Origin of the sequence: Neobacillus sp. (assembly GCF_031988165.1) — a bacterium.
GTDB classification, from domain to species: Bacteria; Bacillota; Bacilli; order Bacillales; family Cytobacillaceae; genus Neobacillus; species Neobacillus rhizosphaerae.
In genome coordinates, this window is sequence record NZ_DALZYO010000057.1 from 3,591 (window position 1) to 25,407 (window position 21,817).

Genomic DNA, 21,817 nt, shown 5'->3' on the forward strand with positions numbered 1-21,817 from the left:
CTTTCTAATCAATTCCTCATCCTTCTTTTTCATATACATCAAACGGTTTGTAAAATACAAACCGAGAAATAACCAGAAAAACAACAACACAAACAGAGCTCGAAATGCCTTTTTCAAAAATTGGCACCTCCTGAAGTTGGTTTATATAACATATGAAAAATAAATTCTCTCCGCCTATAAATTGACTGTTTTTATTTTAACATGAAAAAAGCCGCTGACACCAATGAGCGGCTTTGAGTTTGAGGATCATTTACTGCTCTGAGTTTTGTCTTTTCGTCGGGTGGAGGGCCTTTTCGAGTTCCTCAGCAGCAATCATCCTCTTACCGCCACCAGCTGAATCTGCATAGTTTTTTCCTTGTTGGCTGTATCCTCTATCACGTTTTTGGCTCATAATCTTGCGCTCCCTTCATGATGGTTTCATTTAATAAGATGGATTAAAAGAATACTGATTATTCACGAGAAAATTGAATTTAGACCGTTTGGGTATGAAGTCGATAATAGCCAGTGTCAATTTGTCTTGTAAGATAGGGGCGAACGACTTCGATGGCATCCATCAGTTTATAAAGGTCCACACCTGTATTAATTCCCATCCGCTCAAGCATGTAAACTACGTCCTCCGTGGCTGCATTTCCAGCGGCTCCAGGTGCAAATGGACAGCCGCCAAGACCGCCGGCAGATGTGTCAAACCGATCGATTCCGGCTTGAAGGGAAGCAAAAATATTGGCTAGGGCAAGCTTGCGTGTGTCATGAAAATGAGCGGTTAAAAGGGTTTCAGTGAATTCCGCCTTTAATTGGGAAAACAAAGAAAAGGCTTCATTCGGTGCCGCCATCCCAATCGTATCGGCCACACTTAATTCATCGACGCCCGACTCTACAAATTCACGGCAGAGGGCTAATGTATCACTTTCATTGGTTTTTCCCTCATAAGGACAATAAAATGCAGTCGAAATGCAGGCGCGGACAAAATAGTTCTTTTCTTTTAGCTCAAGGATGATCGGCTTCAGCTCCGCCATACTATCTCGAGTTGTTTTGTTAATATTTTTCAAATTAAAGGTATTGCTGACACCAACAAACACGGCAACGGCCTGGCAGTTGGAAGAATAGACACGGTCAACTCCTTTACGGTTTGGAGCTAGCACGATGTTTTTTGTCTTCTCATCGAGGCAGTCAGCCACAATTTCGGCAGCATCCCCCATTTGTGGCACCCATTTCGGTGATACAAACGAAGTCAGCTCCATTTCTTTCAGTCCAGCATTCCTTAATCCACTGATAAATTGCTTTTTTATGTTAGTTGGTACGAATAACTTTTCATTTTGCAGACCATCTCGTGGGCCTACCTCGATAATCGTCACTTTTTTAGGTAAAGTAAGCATCATTTTTCCCCTCCAATATTCATACTTTCATTGTAGTGTTAGTGAATTCGAAAAATCAAGAATAATAGAAATTTTGACAAAATAAGAGGATTTTTTGTATTTTCACTAGAACTAGTAATTGTAAACTAGCTTGAAAAGGAGAGAAGGATATGAGTCAAACTGAAGTAGTCATTGTTAGTGCCGTTCGTACGGCATTGGGAAATTTTAATGGCAGCTTAAAAAATGTTTCAGCACCTGAATTAGGTGCAACAGTCATCAAAGCGGCACTTGAACAGGCAGGGGTAAAGCCAGATCAAGTGGATGAAGTAATTATGGGGAATGTGCTTCAAGCAGGATTAGGGCAAAATCCGGCACGGCAGGCAGCCATTAAAGCGGGTATTCCTGAAAGCGCTTCCTCGATGACGATTAATAAGGTTTGTGGCTCCGGGCTGAAGGCGGTTCACCTGGCAACGCAAGCTATTTTAGCAGGAGATGCCGAAATAGTAGTCGCTGGGGGCATGGAAAATATGAGCCAGGCACCCTACCTTTTAAAAAATGCCCGTGATGGTTTTAAAATGGGGGATCAAACATTAGCCGACACGCTGACATCCGATGGCCTTACATGTATTTTTAACGACTATCATATGGGGATTACCGCTGAAAACTTAGCGAGTAAATACTCCATTACGAGAGAAGAGCAGGATGAATTTTCTGCCTGGAGCCAAGAGAAAGCAGTTAATGCCATTGAAGAAGGAAAATTCATGGATGAGATTGTTCCAGTTGTGATTCCACAGCGCAAAGGTGAACCTATCATCTTTGAAACCGATGAATATCCGAAAAAAGGAACAACTGCGGAAAAATTAGCCAGCTTGCGTCCAGCCTTTAAAAAGGACGGAAGTGTGACGGCAGGTAATGCCTCTGGAATCAATGACGGCGCCGCTGCTGTCGTAGTAATGAGTAAGAAAAAGGCGGAAGAACTAGGGCTGAAGCCATTAGTAATCATTAAAGCAAACGCAAGTGCAGGGGTAGACCCTAGCATCATGGGAATCGGGCCAGTTCCAGCGGTGAGAAAGGCACTTGAAAAGGCAGCTATTTCCGTGGAAAATCTTAACTTAATCGAAGCAAATGAAGCGTTTGCGGCACAGTCTTTAGCCGTTGATCGTGAACTTCATTTTAATAAAGAAATTCTAAACGTAAATGGCGGTGCCATCGCACTTGGTCATCCAATTGGAGCAAGCGGTGCGAGAATTCTTGTTACCTTAATCCATGAAATGAAACGAAGAAATGCGAGCGTTGGATTAGCTACACTTTGTATCGGCGGGGGGCAAGGGGTTGCAACGATTGTTGAGCTAGCGTAAAACCTTAATTTGAGGGGGAGAAAGTAAAAATGAAGAAAATTTGTACATCCTTCCAGGATGCGGTTGTTGATATTCAGGATGGGGCTACATTAATGGTTGGCGGATTTGGTTTATGCGGCATCCCAGAAAACTTGATTGTAGCATTAGCAGAAAAAGGCGTGAAGGATTTAACGGTTATTTCCAATAACTGTGGGATTGATGAGTGGGGTTTAGGCCTTCTATTAAATAATAAGCAAATCAAAAAAATGATTGGCTCCTATGTGGGTGAAAATAAAGAGTTTGAGAGACAGGTTTTAACAGGGGAACTTGAAGTAGAATTAACACCACAAGGCACATTAGCTGAAAAAATACGGGCCGGCGGTGCCGGAATTCCAGCATTTTATACACCAGCCGGGGTAGGGACTCCGATTGCTGAAGGGAAAGAAACGAAGGTTTTTAACGGAAGAGAATACTTATTAGAAGAGGCACTGACAGCCGATTTTAGTTTAGTAAGGGCATGGAAGGGCGACAAAATGGGAAATCTCGTGTACCACAAAACAGCGCGAAACTTTAATCCGATGATTGCGGCGGCGGGAAAAGTGACGATTGCCGAAGTGGAGGAACTTTATGAAATTGGCGAACTGGATGCTAATTTTATTCATACCCCTAGCATTTATGTTCAAACAATTATTGAGGGGAAACAGCAAAAACGAATTGAGAGATTGACAGTCAGAACCTAGAGTTTGGGGAAGGGAGAGAGAGCAATGGCAAATGAAAAGGTTTCTGTTAGAGAGAGAATTGCGATCAGGGCAGAAAAGGAAATAGAAAACGGCTTTTATGTAAACCTAGGCATCGGAATGCCAACCCTTGTTGCCAATTACATGTCAGAAAATAAGCAGGTTGTCTTGCAATCGGAAAATGGCCTTTTAGGCATTGGTCCATATCCTCACGAAAATAAGGTGGATCCAGATTTAATTAATGCCGGCAAGGAGACGGTCACGGCCATTAGTGGTGCAGCCTATTTTGATAGTGCCGATTCGTTTGCAATGATTCGCGGCGGACATGTCAATTTGGCCATTCTTGGTGGAATGGAAGTATCGGAAACCGGAGACCTGGCAAACTGGATGATTCCAGGAAAGATGATTAAAGGTATGGGTGGAGCAATGGACCTTGTTCATGGTGCCCGGAAAATAATTGTCATTATGGAGCACGTAAATAAAAAAGGTGAATCGAAAATATTAAAACAATGCACTCTGCCGTTAACAGGAAAGGGAGTAGTCAACCGGATTATCACGGAGCGCGCGGTTATGGATGTAACCGATTCTGGGCTAAGGCTCGTGGAAGTGGCCAGTGGATATACAGTAGAGGATGTCGTTAATTCGACAGAAGCCGCATTGCATGTGGATGAAAACGTTAAATTAGAAGTATATTAATAGTGAAGGCAGGCTGCCCAATGGATAGCCTGCCTTTTTATGCTAGGACTATTAGGTGAAATGGTATAATAGAGATAGCATTTTGATTATGGAGGGCTTTTAGAATGAAAAAACAAAAGAAACAAAAAAATCAATCGAAACCAAAAAAAGACGATTCAGCGGTAACGCTTAAAGATTTGATTGATCCAAACTTAATGAAGCAGCTAAAAGAGCAGCAAGACCAGCTTAAGGTCGAGGAAGAAAGAAGAAAAGAAGAGGAAGAACAAAGAAAACGGGAAGAAAGAAGATTAAAAGAAAAAAACAAGTCGTTTGAAGAACTTTTAAAAGAGAGCGGGATGAACTGGAAGGAATTTAAATAGATTATCAAAAAAGGAGAGTGAAGAACTCTCCTTTTATCGATGTTCTTTATACATACTTGCCTTCGTTATTTCTTTAATCATGGTAACTTCAGCATCTGTCAGTGGGTTACTATTGACCGCCTTGGCATTACTCCTAATCTGTGCCGGGCTGCTGGCACCAACCACAACAGAGGCAACCGTAGGGTTTGCCAGATTATATTGTAGGGCAACTTCTGTAAACGAACGGGAAGCTGCCACTCTTTTTTTTAGTAAAGGCAAAATCTCGCTTAGTTCTTCATACGTGTAATCCAGATAGCCCTTCTCAGAAACCTTTTCTAGCAGCTTATCACTTAACAATCCCTTGGCAAGCGGCCCGCGGGTGACAACGCTAATGCCGTGTTCGCGAAGCTGCGGTAATACTTCTTCTTCAGGACGGCGGTCTAAGATGTTGTATTGCATCATCACGGACACAATGCTGGATTTTTTCACATATTCTCGAATCACATTTGGGCGTATCGATGAGATGCCATAATAACGAATTAAACCTTCTGCTTTCAATTCTTCAAAGGCTTCAATTGTCTCCTCAATTGGGTCTTCGAGCGTACCGCCATGTAATTGATACAGATCAATATAATCGGTCCCAAGCCGCTTAAGGGTAGTTTTCACTTCTTCTTTTATGTATACCTTAGAAGGGTCCCATCTCCAGCTGGCTTGATCATTTGTCCAGCGGTTCCCTACCTTTGTTGCAATAATCACTTGTTCGCGGACATCCTTTAATGCTTTCCCAACTATTTTTTCATTTTCACCAAAATCGTATAAATCAGCGGTATCAAAATAATTGATGCCTTCCTCAAGAGCAGCTTCAATTATTTTTCTAGCAGCTTTTTCCTCGGCCCCAATTGACATGCAGCCCAGGCCTAACTCGGTCACGAACAAATCTGAATTTCCTAGTCTTCTCTTTTTCAAAAAATCCCCCCGTCCTTTTTCTACAATTTTATTAAAGAACTGGGCAAACTACAAACGGTAGTCTCATTTTTGCGTCACATTTTGAATCCAATCATATACAGAAATGTAATCCTTGTTATACTCCTTGAGTTTTTGCAGTATTTCCCATCCTTTGCCAACAAGGAGAATTCCGTTTTCATGCACCACTATCTTCATCCGACACCCCTCCAATTAATGTATGGTAAAATGTATGATGAAGTCTTTAAGGAAAGAACAGGAGAGACAATTATGACCAAACTCGAAGAAAAAACGCTCAGTAGCGAAGAAATATTTACAGGAAAAGTAATCAGTCTTCACTTACAGAATGTCGAGCTGCCAAACGGCAAACAAGCGAAACGTGAAATTATTAAACATCCCGGTGCTGTCGCAATATTAGCCATTACTGATGACAACAAAGTGGTAATGGTCGAACAATACCGTAAAGCATTGGAAAGAACGATTATTGAGATCCCTGCTGGAAAACTTGAAAAAGGCGAAGCACCTGCACTTTGTGCACGGAGAGAATTAGAGGAAGAAACGGGTTATGAGTGCGAAAGCTTAGAATTATTAACCTCATTTTATACTTCACCAGGCTTTGCCGATGAAATTATCCATGTGTTCTTAGCAAAAGGATTAACGAAAAAAGAAAATGCCGCAGCCCTTGACGAAGACGAGTTTGTCAATCTTGAGGAATTAACACTCGAAGAATCCCTTCAGTATGTAAAAGAACAAAAGATTTATGACGCGAAAACCGTTTTTGCCATTCAATACTTACAATTACAAGAGGCGTTGAACAATAAATGAATCGCTACTATGTAGACTTACATATTCACATCGGACGAACTTGGACCGGGAAGCCGGTCAAAATCACGGGTGCCAAGTCGCTAACGTTTACGAATATCATTGAACATGCACGACATGAAAAAGGGCTCAATATGGTGGGGATTATTGACAGCCATTCACCTGAAGTCATTCTTGAAATGGAGAGCCTGATTGAAAGCGGAGAAGTCTTTGAACATCAGGACGGTGGTTTGGTATTCGGAGATTTAACTATTATCCCTGGTTCGGAATTGGAGATTTATGATGAACAAAGCAACGGCCCGATTCATCTGCTTTGTTATTTTCCGAACCTTTCTATTATGAAAGAGTTTTCCTCGTGGCTGTCTGGTCATTTGAAAAATATTCAATTGAGTTCACAAAGAATTTACGTAACGGGTCTCGTTTTACAAAGAAAAGTAAAAGCTTTAGGTGGTATTTTTATTCCTGCTCATGTGTTCACGCCCTTCAAAAGTTTATATGGGAAAGGAGTAAATCATTCACTAACAGAGGTATTGGACCCAAATTTGATTGATGGGATTGAACTTGGATTAAGTTCAGATACCAAAATGGCAGATCAAATAAAAGAATTACACGATTATACATTTGTAACCAACTCTGATGCCCATTCCTTGGCGAAAATTGCCCGTGAATATCAAGTAATTGCGATGAAGGAACCAACATTTAAGGAATTGCAAAAAGCATTAAAAAAGAAAGAGGGCCGAAAAATCGTCAGTAATTATGGCCTTGATCCATTGCTTGGTAAATATCATAAAACCGTTTGTGCGGAATGTTTACACCCAGCTGTCGAAGAAGATCAAATATGCACCCTGTGCGGAAATAAAAAGATTATTAAAGGGGTAGCCGATCGAATCCTTGAACTGAAGACAGCGGAGTCAAGTCCAGAAGGGCGGCCGCCCTATGTTCATCAAGTACCACTGGAATTTATTCCAGGCCTTGGACCCAGATTACTAGAGAAGCTAGTCAATCATTTTGGGTCGGAAATGGCGATTTTGCACGAAGTTCCATATGAGGCATTAAAAGAGGTTGTCCCACCTAAAATCGCCGACTTCGTAATGAAGGCAAGAGAAGGGAAAGTCAATCTAGCAGCTGGCGGTGGGGGGAAATACGGAAAAATCGCCGATTAAAAAAATCGAAATTAACCCGGTAGAATTAGGCTATCGGGTTTTTAGTATTCAATCTATTAAAATTGGTCATAGAATAACTAGACTGGCATAGAATGTATAAACTGACCTGAGAATAATAGGAGGAAACGTGAGATGAAAAAACGATTGTACCAGTCCGATGCCGCTAGTTATTTCCGTGAGCATTCCTCAATTTTTTTATTTATTGTTGTTTTATTTTTAATGGGAGTCATCTTTGGAGCTATCGTGGTTAATAGTATGAGCATTACACAGAAGGAAGATTTATTCTACTATCTATCGCAGTTTTTTGGACAAGTCTCTGATGGTAAGGTGTCAGAAGACAACGATCTATTTTTGCAAAGCTTTTCCCATAACAGTAAGTTTATTGGGCTTATGTGGATATTGGGGATTTCTATTATCGGCCTTCCTGTTATACTTATTCTCCTGTTTATAAAAGGAATGGTAGTCGGGTTTACGGTTGGTTTTCTAGTAAGTCAAATGGGTTGGCATGGTTTTATGCTAGCATTTGTATCGATTATGCCACAAAATTTGATTACCATCCCCGTGTTTATTTTGATGGCTGCATTCTCAGTCATCTTCTCACTGAGAATGATTAAAAAGCAGTTTATGAAAAAATATGCCCAGCCAATTATGCCGTTCTTTAAGGGATACATTTTAACCTTGATTGCTGCTGTAATTTTAATATCGGTTGCATCTGGGATTGAAGCCTATCTATCACCATGGTTAATGAAAACAATTATCACTTCGGTGAATTTAAAATAACTATTAAATAGTATAGATTATAAATTGTTGTTTATAATAATTTTATTTTGACTCTCTTTTCTCATCTGTTATAATGAGAATTAACAGTGGCGAGGGAGGGACTTCAGGTTGGAAACTAGAATTGAAAGAATTAAGAAACAGTTGCATTCAGCCAGTTATAAACTAACACCACAGCGTGAAGCAACCGTTCGAGTTTTACTAGAAAATGAAGAGGATCATTTAAGTGCGGAAGATGTGTACCTCCTCGTAAAAGAAAAATCGCCAGAAATTGGTTTAGCAACTGTTTATCGAACGTTGGAATTGCTAACGGAATTAAAAATTGTTGATAAAATTAATTTTGGTGATGGGGTTTCCCGTTATGATCTTCGCCAGGAAGGTGCGGCCCATTTCCACCATCATCTTGTTTGTATTGAATGCGGTGCCGTTGATGAAATTCAAGAGGATTTACTTGAAGATGTGGAAGCAGTGGTTGAACGAAGATGGAATTTTAAAATAAAAGATCATCGCCTCACCTTTCATGGGATTTGTTACCGTTGCCAGGATAAACAAAATGAGGATGACAAAACTGAATAACGTTTGCGAAGTCCTTTTACTGAAAAGGACTTTTTATTTTGCTTCATTCCTTATATAAATCCCCCCTTTTCCTTATGACTAGGTATAAACCTTGTACAATTTGGCATACCATTTACTAGAATAATAAAAAATGGGGGAAGCAAAATGATCTCACTTATAAAAATAGCTCTGCAAACCTTAAAGGTTTTTATTATATTCACTGGATGCACGATTCTCTTTTATTATGGTATCATGTGGGTATCTGAAGAATATCAAAATTATCATCGCTTTGATGAACCTGAAGGATCTGCGGTAAAGGTTTCAAATACAGTAAATGAAAAAAGTTCCTCCTTGTTGGATCGGCTGATGTTGTTTTATTTAAATGGGGAGTAAATGCGATGGAAGAACAAGTAAAGAATTTCATGGATTACTTAATAATTGAAAAAGGTTTAGCAAAGAATACAATCCTGTCCTATGAGCGAGATTTAAAAAGCTATCTTCATTATTTAAAAACCGGGGAATCTATCCTATCATTAAATGTTGTAAAGCGTGTGCATATTGTTCATTTTTTAAGTTTTTTAAAAGAACAGGGGAAATCAGCAAAAACAATAGCAAGACATGTTGCCTCCGTTCGTGCGTTTCATCAATTTTTATTACGGGATAAAGCAACAGATCAAGATCCATCTGTCCTTATCGAAGCACCAAGATTTGAAAGATCCATACCAAAAGTATTGAGTTTACAAGAAGTAGAAACACTTTTGGATGCACCCAAGCATAATGATCATTACGGAATTAGGGACAAAGCAATGCTTGAACTCCTCTATGCGACTGGAATCCGTGTTAGTGAATTAATAGGTCTTGATATCGATAATGTCCACCTCGCTATGGGGTTTGTCCGCTGTCACGGCAAAGGAAATAAAGAGCGAATTATTCCGATTGGACGAACAGCAGCTGATTCTCTTAAACATTTTTTAGATGTTGGCAGACCCCAGTTTGTTAGCCAAAAGCACCAGGATAATGCTTTATTTTTAAACCATCAAGGTAAACGGCTATCCCGCCAAGGTTTTTGGAAAATATTGAAAAAGTTAGCTAGGGAAGCTGGGATCGCAAAAGAGCTTACACCACATACTCTTCGCCACTCTTTTGCGACCCACCTATTAGAAAATGGTGCTGACTTAAGGGCAGTTCAAGAAATGTTAGGTCACGCAGATATATCAACAACACAAATCTATACTCATGTAACAAAAACAAAGTTAAAGGATGTTTATAGTAAATTTCATCCCCGAGCCTAATAGAATGGTAGTTTTTATGGAACATTCACAAAAGTGTCAAAAAGCTACCTGAAATTTTGGTGGCTTTTTTCTTGTAATTTCGAAAACATTTAGTAAAATAGAGATGTCAGACTTCTGACAAATAGGTTCATTTTTTTGGTTAATCTTATTTCAACAGGGCAACATAGTGATGCGCATTATTTCATTATTTGCAAACGTTTTCTATTGATAAAGGAGGAAGAATTGTATGGTTGCAAGTACATATAAACGGATTTTTATCATCGTAATGGATTCGGTTGGTATTGGGGAAGCACCTGATGCTGAAAAGTTTGGTGACAAAGGGGCAGATACCTTTGGCCATATTGCAGAGAGAATGAATGGTCTAAATATGCCAAACATGGCGAAATTGGGTTTAAGCAATATACGCGAAATCAAGGGAATTGAAAAATCAGCTAAACCGTTAGGGTATTATACAAAAATGATGGAGGCTTCTAACGGAAAAGATACGATGACAGGTCACTGGGAAATTATGGGTTTAAACATTCAAACTCCTTTCCGTGTGTTTCCTGAAGGGTTTCCAGAAGAGCTTGTTTCTGAATTAGAAAAACGTACAGGTCGAAAAATTATTGGCAATAAACCTGCCAGTGGTACAGAAATTCTCGATGAGATGGGCGAAGAGCATATGAAAACGGGGGCATTGATTGTCTATACATCAGCTGACTCCGTGCTTCAAATTGCTGCACATGAAGAAATTGTCCCACTCGAGGAGCTCTATAAAATTTGTAAAATTGCTCGTGAATTAACACTTGATGAAAAGTATATGGTTGGACGTGTGATTGCCCGCCCATTCTTAGGGGAAACAGGAAACTTTAAACGTACTTCGAATCGTCACGATTATGCATTAAAGCCGTTTGACCGGACTGTTATGAGTGAATTAAAGGATGCAGACCTTGATGTAATTGCCATTGGGAAGATTTCCGATATTTATGATGGTGAAGGCGTAACGAAATCTCTGAGAACAATTTCTAATATGGATGGTATGGATAAGCTAATTGAGACATTTGATATCGATTTTACAGGAATCAGCTTTGTAAATCTTGTGGATTTTGATGCACTTTACGGACATCGCCGTGACCCTGAAGGATACGGGAATGCGCTTGAAGAATATGATGCTCGCTTGCCTGAAGTGTTTGCGAAAATGAAAGATGATGACTTGTTAATGATTACAGCAGACCACGGAAATGATCCTGTTGCGCCGGGTACCGACCATACACGTGAATATGTTCCGTTGCTTGTTTACTCAAAGAGTATGGTAGAAGGAAAGGAACTTCCTTTACGAGAAACCTTTGCTGACCTTGGGGCAACCGTTGCTGAAAACTTCAATGTAAAATTGCCGAACTACGGTAAAAGCTTTTTAAATGAACTGAAATAAGGAAGGGGAATGAGCATGAACTTTGAAAATATTGCAAATGCAGCAGGTTTTTTGAAAGAAAAATATCCTAGTACACCTAAGTTAGGTCTTATTTTAGGATCAGGTCTAGGTGTCCTTGCAGAAGAAATTGAGAACCCAGTAAAAATTCCATACAATGAAATTCCAGATTTTCCTGTATCTACAGTGGAAGGGCATGCCGGACAACTTGTTTTTGGTTTACTAAATGGTATAGAGGTTGTTGCTATGCAAGGCCGTTTCCATTTCTATGAAGGATATAGTATGGAGAAAGTCACTTTTCCAGTGCGCGTCATGAAAGAGCTAGGAGTAGAAATGTTAATCGTCACAAATGCCGCAGGTGGAGTAAACGAAAGCTTTGAACCTGGAGATTTAATGCTTATTTCAGATCACATTAACAATATGGGGACCAATCCGTTAATTGGCCCGAATGATTCCCATTTCGGTGTCCGTTTCCCAGATATGTCAGAAGCGTATTCGAAAGAATTACGGGCTGCTGCTAGAGAAATTGCCGACCGTTTAAACATCAATGTGAAAGAAGGTGTTTATTTTGGTAATCCGGGACCAGTCTATGAAACACCAGCAGAAATACGGATGGTCCGGGTTATGGGTGGTGACGCCGTTGGAATGTCTACGGTACCTGAAGTAATTGTGGCACGTCACAGCGGAATGAAGGTTCTTGGTATTTCATGTATTTCTAATATGGCGGCCGGAATTCTTGATCAGCCACTAACACATGATGAAGTTATTGAAACAACTGAAAAAGTAAAAGCAGACTTCCTTTCATATGTTAAAGAAATTGTAAAAAATATCGCGAAATAAATTGACTATTAATAAAACGAAGTGGTGATAAAAATGAGAATGGTTGACCTAATTGAGAAAAAACGTGACGGGCAGGAATTATCAACAGAAGAAATTAATTTTATTATTACTGGTTATACAGATGGTTCTATTCCAGATTATCAGGTAAGCGCGTTAACAATGGCTATCTTTTTTAAAGGGATGACTGAAAAAGAAAGAGCCGATTTAACGATGGCGATGGTGGAATCAGGAGATCAGATTGATTTATCGCAAATCGAGGGCATTAAAGTTGATAAGCATTCAACAGGTGGTGTTGGTGATACTACTACACTTGTTCTTGGACCACTTGTAGCTGCACTAGATGTACCAGTTGCAAAGATGTCCGGTCGAGGCTTAGGTCATACGGGCGGAACCATTGATAAATTAGAAGCGGTTAAAGGCTTCCATGTTGAAATTGAAAATGACGAATTTATCGATCTTGTCAATAAAAATAAGATTGCGGTCATTGGACAAAGTGGGAACTTAACACCTGCTGATAAAAAGCTATATTCACTAAGGGACGTAACTGCCACTGTCGATAGCATTCCGCTTATCGCTAGTTCTATCATGAGTAAAAAAATTGCTGCTGGTGCTGATGCAATTGTTCTTGATGTTAAAACAGGCGCTGGTGCCTTTATGAAGACACTTGATGATTCACGAGAATTGGCCAAAGCAATGGTGCGCATTGGTAATAACGTTGGCAGAAGAACCATGGCTGTTATTTCCGATATGAGCCAGCCGCTTGGATATGCGATAGGTAATGCGCTTGAAGTGAAAGAAGCGATTGATACCTTAAAAGGTGAAGGTCCGGAGGATTTAACAGAACTTTGTTTAACACTTGGCAGTCACATGGTTTACTTAGCTGAAAAGGCTGATTCATTAGCAGAAGCACGTACCCTGCTTGGAAATGTCATAAAAGATGGTTCTGCACTTGATAAATTAAAAGTATTTTTAAGTTCTCAAGGCGGGGATGCCTCAATTGTTGACGATCCTTCTAAAATGCCACAAGCAAAATATATCTTTGAACTTGAAGCAAAAGAAGATGGTTATGTTTCAGAAATCGTTGCAGATGAGGTTGGAACGGCAGCAATGATCCTAGGAGCAGGACGAGCAACAAAAGAATCTGTCATTGATCTTGCTGTAGGTCTTGTTTTAAGAAAGAAAATTGGCGACCAAGTCAAAAAAGGCGAATCATTAGTAACCATTTACAGCAATTTTGAAAATGTAGATGAAGTAAAACAAAAGCTTTACGACAATATCAAAATTTCCACAGCAAAAATAGAAGCACCAATCCTCGTCCACGAGGAAATAACCGAATAAAATAATTTTGTCTAGGGTGTCAGGCACCATGTGAAAAATTCACATGGTGCCTGACACCTTTTTTTTATTAAAACAGAGGAAAAAATTGTATAAGATTGGTGGTTTTGGAAAAAATGGAGGCTATAAAGAATGGAGGGTTATGTGAATGAAACGATTTGTCTCTTTATTAATGACATCTTTATTACTTACATGCTTATTTAGCCCATCGGCTTTTGCTGCTGAAGAGAAGAAGAGTTCTGAAGTTGTCAGTAATGTGAAATCCGCTATCTTAATAGAGCGTGATACTGGAAAAGTCCTCTACGAGAAAAATAGTAAGGAAGAACTGCCACCAGCGAGTATGACAAAGATTATGACCATGCTTTTGATCATGGAAGCAATTGATAAAGGAAAGCTTACTTGGAATGAAAAAATACGTACAAGCGAGTACGCAGCCTCTATGGGTGGTTCTCAAATTTTCCTTGAACCTGGTGAAGAAATGACGACAAAGGAGATGTTAAGAGGAATTGCAATTGGCTCAGGAAATGATGCTTCTGTTGCGATGGCTGAAAGAATTGCAGGGTCAGAGGAAGCCTTTGTTGACAAGATGAATGAAAAAGCAAAGGAACTAGGCCTTAAGCATACTTTCTTTAAAAATACGACAGGACTTCCTGTTAGTGGGCATTTTAGTTCAGCATCAGATATGGCAATGATGGCTAAAGAGCTACTTAAATATGATGAGATTACAAAATTTACAGGTATGTATGAAGCCTACCTCCGCGAAAATACGGACAAAAAATTCTGGCTAGTTAACACGAATAAATTGGTGCGTTTTTACCCAGGAGTGGACGGTTTAAAAACTGGTTTTACTGCTGAAGCTAAATACTGCTTAACGGCCACTGCGCAAAAAGACGGCATGCGTGTGATTGCAGTAGTCTTTGGTGCTCCGACATCAAAGGAAAGAAATGCACAAGTGACCAAGATGCTAAATTATGCCTTTAGTCAATACCAGACACATCCAATGTTTAAGCGAAATCAAACAGTCGGTCAGGCAAAAGTAAGTAAAGGGCAGGAAAAGTCTGTTGAAGCTGTTACTAGTGAACCACTTTCTTTGTTAACAAAAAAAGGTGAAAAGACAGAAGATGTAAAACAAAAAATTGTTTTACAAAAAAATCTAAATGCCCCGATTTCAAAAGGGGATAAGGTAGGAAGTATTAAGCTAATAAAGGACGGAAAGGTTATTCTCGAAAGTCCTATAGTAGCGAGGAAAGAGGTTAAGGAAGCAGGTTGGTGGATACTTTATAAGCGTTCATTTGGTATGTTTACAAAAGCAGGGAAGTAAATTTTATCCCCCGAAGTCCGTTAGTCGATACGTTGTTTATGGGCGCTTCCACTTTTCATTGTCGAAATGTCATAGTACGTAACTACTTTTAGCGAAATACAACTAGTTTTGTAATTATAGAAGGAAATTGCCGCTTGAGAAGCGAATTGACTCACTATACCAGAATAAGGAGGCCGGGGATAGTGAGTCTTAACATTGAATTAGAAACAAAAAATGATGTTTTATGTATTCGCTTAAGCGGTGAATTGGATCATCATACCGCAGATGAACTTCGTGAACAAGCGACAGCAGTTATTGAAAAAAATGATATTCGTCATATTGTCTTGAATCTGGAACACCTTTCTTTCATGGATAGCTCTGGTTTGGGCGTTATTTTAGGAAGATACAAACAAATAAAACAGGTGCACGGAGAAATGGTCGTTTGTGCAATTTCCCCTGCAATACAAAGATTATTCGATATGTCTGGTTTATTTAAAATCATTAAAATGGAACCGACTGAGGAATTTGCATTGCAAAGATTGGGGGTGGCCTGAATGAAGAATGAAATGAGACTTGAGTTCAGTGCTTTAAGTCAAAATGAGTCGTTTGCCCGTGTAACTGTTGCCGCCTTTATTGCCCAGATTGATCCGAATATGGATGAATTAACAGAGATTAAAACAGTAGTTTCTGAAGCCGTCACAAATGCGATAATCCATGGATATGAAAATGATCCAAACGGGATTATTTATATCCATGTTTCGATAGAGGACAGCTTAATTGATATGTCAATTAAAGATACTGGATTAGGAATTAAAGATGTGGAAGAAGCTCGTCAGCCATTATTTACAACGAAGCCGGATTTAGAGCGATCCGGAATGGGTTTTACCATCATGGAGAATTTCATGGATGAGGTAGAGGTTCTCACACAGCCAGGTAGAGGAACCGAGGTTAGATTACGGAAGCATTTAAATTCCAGCAAAATGCTTTGCAATTAAGGAGACTTGCCGATGGATGTGGAGGTCAAGAACGAAAAAAATCAAACATTTCTAAAGGATCATGAGGTAAAAGAACTCATAAAAAAGAGTCAAGGTGGAGATCAAGGGGCAAGAGATTTAATTGTTGAAAAAAACATGCGTCTCGTTTGGTCTGTCGTCCAACGGTTTCTTAATCGGGGGTATGACCCTGATGATTTGTTCCAAATCGGCTGTATCGGATTATTAAAATCAGTTGATAAGTTTGACCTATCCTATGATGTTAAGTTTTCAACGTATGCCGTACCGATGATTATTGGAGAAATCCAACGATTTATCCGCGATGACGGAACTGTAAAGGTTAGCCGCTCATTGAAAGAGATGGGGAACAAAATCCGGAAAGCGAAGGATGAGTTATCGAAAACATTTGGAAGAACGCCTACCGTTAACGAAATCTCAGAGTATCTGGAGCTCACACCAGAGGATGTCATCCTTGCACAAGAAGCAAGCAGAACCCCTTCATCGATTCATGAAACAGTTTATGAAAATGATGGCGACCCGATAACTTTATTAGACCAAATAGATGATGGCAATGAAGGAAAATGGTTTGATAAAATTGCTTTAAAAGAAGCTATTCTTGAATTGGATGAACGGGAAAGACTGATTGTTTATTTACGATACTATAAGGACCAAACTCAATCAGAGGTTGCCCTTAGGCTTGGAATATCTCAGGTTCAAGTTTCAAGACTTGAAAAAAGGATTTTACAGCAAATGAAAGACCGTATGGATCCCTAATCCGTACGGTTTTTTCGTTTTCTATCCAGAACAGGCCTTTTTGTCATTTTGTACATGAAATAAGGGCTAATTATCCATACTACTTATACGAGGAAATCATTGTGTGGGAAGTGAATGTTTTGGAAAAAACAATCTACATCCGCATGCGGAATCGTGTTCAAGCTCAGCCGGAAGAAAAATTATTGTTAAAGGATGTTGCCCAAATTATTGCCCCTGAAGCCGTACTATCACATTTAAAATCAATGATGGTCTATCAATTAACTGAAGGAGATCGTAATATTGTCATCATTGATGTAATGAGGATCATTAATATGATCACCACAAGGTTTGGGGAAATAGAAGTTCAAACCATTGGACCCGCACAAACCATCATAGAAGTGACTAATAAGAAAAAAGGAGTATCCATCCCTTTTTTTCTTTTAATATGGTTTCTCTTATTCTTTGGCTCAGCCATGGCGATAATGAATTTTCATGATGATGTTAGCATGCGAAGTGTCCAAGAAAAAATATATACAATTATTACGGGCAAGGTAGAAGCTAAGCCATTCCTTTTTCAAATTCCCTATTCCCTTGGTCTAGGTCTTGGAATGATTTTATTTTTTAATCATGTATTTAAGAAACGGTTAAACGAGGAACCCAGTCCGCTTGAAGTAGAAATGTTTAATTATCAGATGGATTTAGATAATTACGTAATAATTCATGAAAACAAAGAAAGTATGAAACAACTTAATGACGACGATTAAAATTATCACTGTCAGTTTTTTGGGTTTAGCAAGTGGATTGGCCGTTGGTTCAGGATTTGTTGCTTTTCTTACCGTACTTGGGATTATTCCAAGACTGACACAGCTGACCAAAACAATGAAAATGATTCAACAGTATGAATGGGCAGTCGTCTTCGGTGCACTTACAGGGGTGTTTGCAAGCCTAAGAGACCCTGTTTTAAATATTTCACCTTATTTATTGGTCCCATTATTAGGAATCACGGGCGGGATTTTTGTAGGGATGCTGGCAGCCGCTCTTACGGAGGTTTTAAATGTACTGCCGATTCTTGCCAGAAGGATTCGACTGGATGGAGAAATTGTCATCCTAATTACAGCAATCGTTCTAGGGAAAATTCTCGGCTCGATTTTTCAATGGCTTTATTTTGTCCACCAATAAAAAATTCTTCGCGATGGAAAGGACATAAAAGGATGAGTATTCGGAGACGAGTAATTTTAGTTACTGATGGTGATGAATACGCCAAAAAGGCGATTGAGCATGTGGCATATGAGATTGGAGGACGATGTATCTCTAGTTCACAAAGTAATCCGTCAAAATTAACTGGTCCAGAACTCGTTAAATTAATAAAAAAAACTCCGCATGATCCTGTATTGGTGATGTTTGATGATAGTGGCATTGTAGGTGAGGGTGCTGGTGAAAATGCCTTAAAATATGTTGCATTGCACGAGGATATCGAGGTATTAGGTGTCATAGCAGTAGCGGCAAAATCAAGACATGAGGAATGGTCAAAAATTGATGTAGGTATCGACCGAAATGGAGAGTTAACTCCATATGGTGTCGATAAATTTGGAATCCCAGAACTGGAAATCGGGAGAATAAATGGAGATACCGTATACTGCCTTGATGAATTGGACGTACCTATTATCGTAGGAGTTGGTGACATAGGAAAAATGGCGAGGCATGACTCCTATAAAATCGGTTCACCAATAACGAAAAAAGCGGTCCAGCTAATACTTGAAAGGAGTGGTTTTTATGACAGAAATACAGGACCAAAAATGGCCAATCCCCAAATCCGTGAATGAAATTGAAAATTATATGAAACAACGTGCGGGGCTTGGAATAAGTTTTGATCTAGGAGTCAGGAAATTAAAGATTCTTAAAAAAGATGTTCACATTTACTATGTAAATGGATTATGTGATACCCGTTTTATTATTCAACTTATTGAAGAATTAGTAGACATCAATGATCATGAAAAATTATCAACTGACCTATTTAAGATCATTTATAATCGACTTGTTAATCAATCTGTCGAACAAGTAAAAACGCTTGATAAAGTGGTCGATCAGGTCCTGTCTGGTTTAATCGCTGTTGTAATGGAAGGACAAAACATCGCTCTTGTAGTTGATGTTAGAAGCTATCCAGGGCGAGCGCCCCAAGAACCGGATACAGAAAAGGTAGTTAGAGGAGCCCGGGATGGGTTTGTTGAAAATATTATTATAAATACTGGTTTAACAAGAAGGAGGATTCGTGACGGCCGGCTTCGTTTTGAGATGCTTAAGGTGGGCAGGCGTTCAAAAACAGATGTAGCCTTAGGTTACTTAGAAGATGTCGCCGATGCAGATTTATTGAATATACTAAGGAAAGAACTAAAAGCCATCGATGTTGATGGAATCCCGATGGCAGATAAAACGATTGAAGAATTTATTGTAAAACAGGGATGGAATCCTTTTCCAATTGTAAGATATACAGAACGAGCAGATGTAGCAGTAGCACATATATTAGAAGGGCATGTTATTATTTATTGTGACACTTCTCCAAGTGTGATTATCACCCCAACTACATATTTTCATCATGTCCAGCACGCGGAAGAGTTTAGGGAATCACCGGCATCAGGAACTTTTGTACGCTGGACTCGTTTTTTAGGTGTTTTAACGTCGATATTTTTACTTCCATTATGGATGCTGTTCGTTTTAGAGCCCTCCATGTTACCGGAAAAACTTTCATTTATTGGTCCAAATGAACAAACGAATATTCCAGTTGTTGTTCAATTAATTTTAGCTGATTTTGGAATAGAATTCTTACGAATGGCCGCCATTCATACTCCAACTCCTTTATCAACAGCAATGGGTCTAATTGCTGCAGTATTGATTGGACAAATTACGATTGATGTAGGGTTGTTTGTTCCAGAGGTTATCCTTTATGTTGCAGTAGCCGGTATTGGTACATTTACTACTCCAAGCTATGAGTTAGGTGTGGCAAATAAGATTTCTAGAATGACTCTATTGTTATTGGTAGCGGCATTCCATACCCCTGGTTTTGTCATAGGCAGTACCCTGTTGTTTCTCTTTCTTGTTCACATGCGTGCCCTTAATACACCGTATTTATGGCCATTTCTCCCTTTTGAGCCAAAAGGATTTTTACAGATTGTCTTCCGCAGAGCAATTCCGGGTTCATTTTTAAGACCTAGTATTGTTCATCCGAGAAACCGCTTCCGGCAGCCACCTAAAGGATAAGGTGAAACTTCATTCAGTGGGGGGGGCACTCTACATTGATTGTTAGTTGAACCAATCGGGCTTTTACGGGCAGTTGATCCTGCACCTTATCATTTTTAGTTCTATCAAAGTCTTAAAGTCGGATCTTACTTCCCGTTAATGCTGGATAAAAAATAAGAATTTATTGCGGTTTTTTTTTTGTTATGCTAAAGTATTTTTAATTAAATAAAGGAATAAAGGATTTTAAATAGGCAGTTTCTTTTGCAGATTCTGTCTATTATTTATTTACTATCTTTTATGACTGAGTGTCATTACGGAGAGAGGGAAGGGAATGCATTTTTACGGAACAACAGCCATTAATAAAAATGGACATTTAGAAATAGGCGGAGTCGATGCTGTAGAATTAACTCGAGATTTTGGAACTCCCCTATATGTTTATGACGTGGCATTAATGAGAGAAAGAGCGCAGGGATTTAAACAGGCATTTGAAGAACAAAACATAAAGTCTCAAGTCGCCTACGCAAGCAAAGCTTTTTCAACTGTAGCAATGGTGCAGCTTGCTAACGAGGAAGGGTTATCACTTGACGTTGTTTCTGGCGGTGAATTGTATACAGCATTAGCTGCGGGCTTCCCGTCTGAGAGAATTCATTTTCATGGAAATAATAAAAGCAGAGAAGAATTAGAAATGGCCTTGGACAACGGAATTGGCTGCATTGTTGTGGATAATTTTTTCGAAATGGAGCTATTGAAAACGATTTGCCATAAGAAAAATGTTAACGTCAACATTCTCTTACGGGTTACTCCGGGAATTGAAGCACATACACATGATTACATTTTAACCGGTCAAGAAGATTCGAAATTTGGTTTTGACCTTCAAAATGGTCAAGCAGAAGCAGCATTAAAAACAGCTCTTCAATTTGACTGTTTTGACGTTCTTGGTTTACACTGCCACATTGGTTCACAAATATTTGAAACCACCGGTTTTTTACTGGCTGCAAAGAAAATAGTGGAACAAATGGCAGGATGGAAAAATGAGCTTGGCTTCGAAGCAAAGGTATTAAACTTGGGAGGCGGCTTTGGCATCCGTTATACAAAAGAAGATGAACCAAAACCACCTTCTCAATATGTGAGTGAAATTATTAGGGAAGTTAAAATATTGACAGAGCAATTTGCTTTAAAAATGCCAGAAATATGGATTGAACCTGGGCGCTCACTTGTCGGTGATGCGGGTATCACCCTTTATCAAGTTGGATCTTCCAAAGAAGTTCCAGGGGTAAGGAAGTATTTAGCTATTGATGGTGGAATGAGTGATAATATTCGGCCTGCTCTTTATCAAGCCAAATATGAGGCGGTCCTTGCCAATAAACCGTTTGCCCGAACAAGTGAGACGGTGTCGATTGCTGGGAAATGCTGCGAATCAGGAGATATGCTGATATGGGATTTACCTTTGCCTGAAGCTGGTAAAGAAGATATTCTTGCGGTATTTTGCACGGGTGCTTACGGCTATTCCATGTCTAACAACTATAACCGTTTACCTCGCCCAGCCGTTGTTTTTGTTGAAAAAGGCAAAGCCATTTTGGTTGTAAAAAGAGAGTCCTATGAAGACTTAGTTAGACTTGATTTACCATTAAAATAATAATAATGGATTGGCCCTGCTAACTGGCCTGTTGATTTCCGCTCCGGGCACTCGCTTTCCGCGGGGAGGTCCGGGAGCCTCCTCGGCGCTATAGGCGCCTGCGGGGTCTCCCGTGACCTCTCTATCCCGCAGGAGTCGAGTGCCCTCCGCTCCAATCAACAGGGTGGCAAATCAACCTAAAGAATTGCCACACACTTTTTCTAACCTGGCTAAGTGTGTTGCAATCTTTTTAATATTTTGGCAGGCTGCTGTAAGGAGAGCCTGTTCACTTGCATTCTTTAATCCCC

The 21,817-nt window shown here is 39.6% G+C and carries 26 protein-coding genes; 22 read left to right on the forward strand and 4 right to left on the reverse strand.

Translation table 11 applies throughout. From position 1 onward, the window contains the following. Positions 1–250 precede the first annotated feature (250 nt). A complete protein-coding gene (locus RTR43_RS23545; protein ID WP_312476006.1) occupies positions 251–391 on the reverse strand; it encodes a hypothetical protein in 141 nt (46 codons plus the stop codon). Positions 392–470: 79 nt separating this feature from the next. Next, positions 471–1,376, reverse strand: a complete 906-nt coding sequence (locus tag RTR43_RS23550) for a hydroxymethylglutaryl-CoA lyase (protein WP_312476008.1) — start codon at positions 1,374–1,376, stop codon at positions 471–473. A gap of 146 nt (positions 1,377–1,522) precedes the next feature. Between RTR43_RS23550 and RTR43_RS23555 the strand changes: the two genes are divergently transcribed. From RTR43_RS23555 to RTR43_RS23570, 4 genes are all read left to right on the forward strand, one after another. Further along, on the forward strand, positions 1,523–2,710 hold the full coding sequence (locus RTR43_RS23555) for an acetyl-CoA C-acetyltransferase (RefSeq protein WP_312476010.1): 1,188 nt from the start codon (positions 1,523–1,525) through the stop codon (positions 2,708–2,710). Between the two features lie 29 nt (positions 2,711–2,739). After that, positions 2,740–3,429 (forward strand): CoA transferase subunit A, encoded by a 690-nt coding sequence (locus RTR43_RS23560; protein WP_312476013.1) that lies wholly within the window; start codon positions 2,740–2,742, stop codon positions 3,427–3,429. A 24-nt stretch (positions 3,430–3,453) separates the two neighbouring features. Then, positions 3,454–4,122, forward strand: coding sequence for a CoA transferase subunit B (locus tag RTR43_RS23565; RefSeq protein ID WP_312476015.1), 669 nt, complete (start codon positions 3,454–3,456; stop codon positions 4,120–4,122). A gap of 104 nt (positions 4,123–4,226) precedes the next feature. Further along, positions 4,227–4,481 carry a YqkE family protein gene (locus RTR43_RS23570; RefSeq protein WP_312476018.1) on the forward strand — a complete coding sequence of 85 codons (255 nt, stop codon included), beginning with the start codon at positions 4,227–4,229 and terminating at the stop codon, positions 4,479–4,481. Positions 4,482–4,514: 33 nt separating this feature from the next. Here the strand turns inward: RTR43_RS23570 and RTR43_RS23575 are convergent, their stop codons facing one another. Together RTR43_RS23575 and mciZ are read right to left on the reverse strand one after the other, a co-directional pair. Further along, entirely contained in the window at positions 4,515–5,426 is a 912-nt protein-coding gene (locus RTR43_RS23575; RefSeq protein ID WP_312476021.1) for an aldo/keto reductase, read from the reverse strand. Between the two features lie 63 nt (positions 5,427–5,489). Further along, positions 5,490–5,621 carry a Z-ring formation inhibitor MciZ gene (gene mciZ, locus RTR43_RS23580; protein WP_312476025.1) on the reverse strand — a complete coding sequence of 44 codons (132 nt, stop codon included), beginning with the start codon at positions 5,619–5,621 and terminating at the stop codon, positions 5,490–5,492. Between the two features lie 72 nt (positions 5,622–5,693). Between mciZ and RTR43_RS23585 the strand changes: the two genes are divergently transcribed. The 18 genes from RTR43_RS23585 to lysA all read left to right on the forward strand — a co-directional run bounded on the left by RTR43_RS23585 (position 5,694) and on the right by lysA (position 21,530). Further along, entirely contained in the window at positions 5,694–6,248 is a 555-nt protein-coding gene (locus RTR43_RS23585; RefSeq protein ID WP_312476027.1) for an NUDIX hydrolase, read from the forward strand. Beyond that, on the forward strand, positions 6,245–7,408 hold the full coding sequence (locus RTR43_RS23590) for an endonuclease Q family protein (protein ID WP_312476030.1): 1,164 nt from the start codon (positions 6,245–6,247) through the stop codon (positions 7,406–7,408). Before RTR43_RS23585 ends, RTR43_RS23590 begins: the two co-directional genes overlap by 4 nt. 132 nt (positions 7,409–7,540) lie before the next feature. Further along, positions 7,541–8,188 (forward strand): stage II sporulation protein M, encoded by a 648-nt coding sequence (gene spoIIM, locus RTR43_RS23595; RefSeq protein WP_312476033.1) that lies wholly within the window; start codon positions 7,541–7,543, stop codon positions 8,186–8,188. A 108-nt stretch (positions 8,189–8,296) separates the two neighbouring features. After that, a complete protein-coding gene (gene fur / locus RTR43_RS23600; RefSeq protein ID WP_248736633.1) occupies positions 8,297–8,761 on the forward strand; it encodes a ferric iron uptake transcriptional regulator in 465 nt (154 codons plus the stop codon). Positions 8,762–8,905: 144 nt separating this feature from the next. Then, positions 8,906–9,133, forward strand: coding sequence for a YqzK family protein (locus RTR43_RS23605; protein WP_312476037.1), 228 nt, complete (start codon positions 8,906–8,908; stop codon positions 9,131–9,133). A gap of 5 nt (positions 9,134–9,138) precedes the next feature. Further along, the gene (xerD, locus tag RTR43_RS23610; RefSeq protein ID WP_312476039.1) at positions 9,139–10,032 is read left to right on the forward strand and encodes a site-specific tyrosine recombinase XerD; all 894 of its coding nucleotides are present in this window, start codon (positions 9,139–9,141) and stop codon (positions 10,030–10,032) included. Positions 10,033–10,258: 226 nt separating this feature from the next. Beyond that, positions 10,259–11,443, forward strand: a complete 1,185-nt coding sequence (deoB, locus tag RTR43_RS23615) for a phosphopentomutase (RefSeq protein ID WP_312476043.1) — start codon at positions 10,259–10,261, stop codon at positions 11,441–11,443. A gap of 15 nt (positions 11,444–11,458) precedes the next feature. Further along, complete coding sequence (locus RTR43_RS23620) at positions 11,459–12,280, forward strand: purine-nucleoside phosphorylase (protein ID WP_312476046.1); 822 nt, start codon at positions 11,459–11,461, stop codon at positions 12,278–12,280. Between the two features lie 33 nt (positions 12,281–12,313). After that, positions 12,314–13,618 carry a pyrimidine-nucleoside phosphorylase gene (locus tag RTR43_RS23625; RefSeq protein WP_312476049.1) on the forward strand — a complete coding sequence of 435 codons (1,305 nt, stop codon included), beginning with the start codon at positions 12,314–12,316 and terminating at the stop codon, positions 13,616–13,618. A 145-nt stretch (positions 13,619–13,763) separates the two neighbouring features. After that, a complete protein-coding gene (locus tag RTR43_RS23630) occupies positions 13,764–14,936 on the forward strand; it encodes a D-alanyl-D-alanine carboxypeptidase family protein (RefSeq protein WP_312476053.1) in 1,173 nt (390 codons plus the stop codon). Between the two features lie 182 nt (positions 14,937–15,118). Beyond that, positions 15,119–15,469, forward strand: a complete 351-nt coding sequence (spoIIAA, locus tag RTR43_RS23635) for an anti-sigma F factor antagonist (protein ID WP_312476056.1) — start codon at positions 15,119–15,121, stop codon at positions 15,467–15,469. Continuing rightward, complete coding sequence (spoIIAB, locus tag RTR43_RS23640; RefSeq protein ID WP_312476060.1) at positions 15,470–15,910, forward strand: anti-sigma F factor; 441 nt, start codon at positions 15,470–15,472, stop codon at positions 15,908–15,910. Between the two features lie 12 nt (positions 15,911–15,922). Next, entirely contained in the window at positions 15,923–16,681 is a 759-nt protein-coding gene (gene sigF, locus RTR43_RS23645; protein ID WP_248736642.1) for an RNA polymerase sporulation sigma factor SigF, read from the forward strand. Positions 16,682–16,800: 119 nt separating this feature from the next. Next, positions 16,801–17,424 carry a stage V sporulation protein AA gene (locus RTR43_RS23650; protein WP_312476065.1) on the forward strand — a complete coding sequence of 208 codons (624 nt, stop codon included), beginning with the start codon at positions 16,801–16,803 and terminating at the stop codon, positions 17,422–17,424. Then, on the forward strand, positions 17,411–17,839 hold the full coding sequence (locus RTR43_RS23655; protein ID WP_248736644.1) for a stage V sporulation protein AB: 429 nt from the start codon (positions 17,411–17,413) through the stop codon (positions 17,837–17,839). The genes RTR43_RS23650 and RTR43_RS23655 overlap by 14 nt, the downstream gene beginning before the upstream one ends. Positions 17,840–17,877: 38 nt before the next feature. Next, complete coding sequence (gene spoVAEA, locus RTR43_RS23660) at positions 17,878–18,483, forward strand: stage V sporulation protein SpoVABEA (RefSeq protein WP_312476078.1); 606 nt, start codon at positions 17,878–17,880, stop codon at positions 18,481–18,483. Then, complete coding sequence (locus tag RTR43_RS23665; RefSeq protein ID WP_312476070.1) at positions 18,434–19,915, forward strand: spore germination protein; 1,482 nt, start codon at positions 18,434–18,436, stop codon at positions 19,913–19,915. The genes spoVAEA and RTR43_RS23665 overlap by 50 nt, the downstream gene beginning before the upstream one ends. A 310-nt stretch (positions 19,916–20,225) precedes the next feature. Continuing rightward, on the forward strand, positions 20,226–21,530 hold the full coding sequence (gene lysA, locus RTR43_RS23670) for a diaminopimelate decarboxylase (RefSeq protein ID WP_312476074.1): 1,305 nt from the start codon (positions 20,226–20,228) through the stop codon (positions 21,528–21,530). The last annotated feature ends 287 nt before the right edge of the window (positions 21,531–21,817 follow it).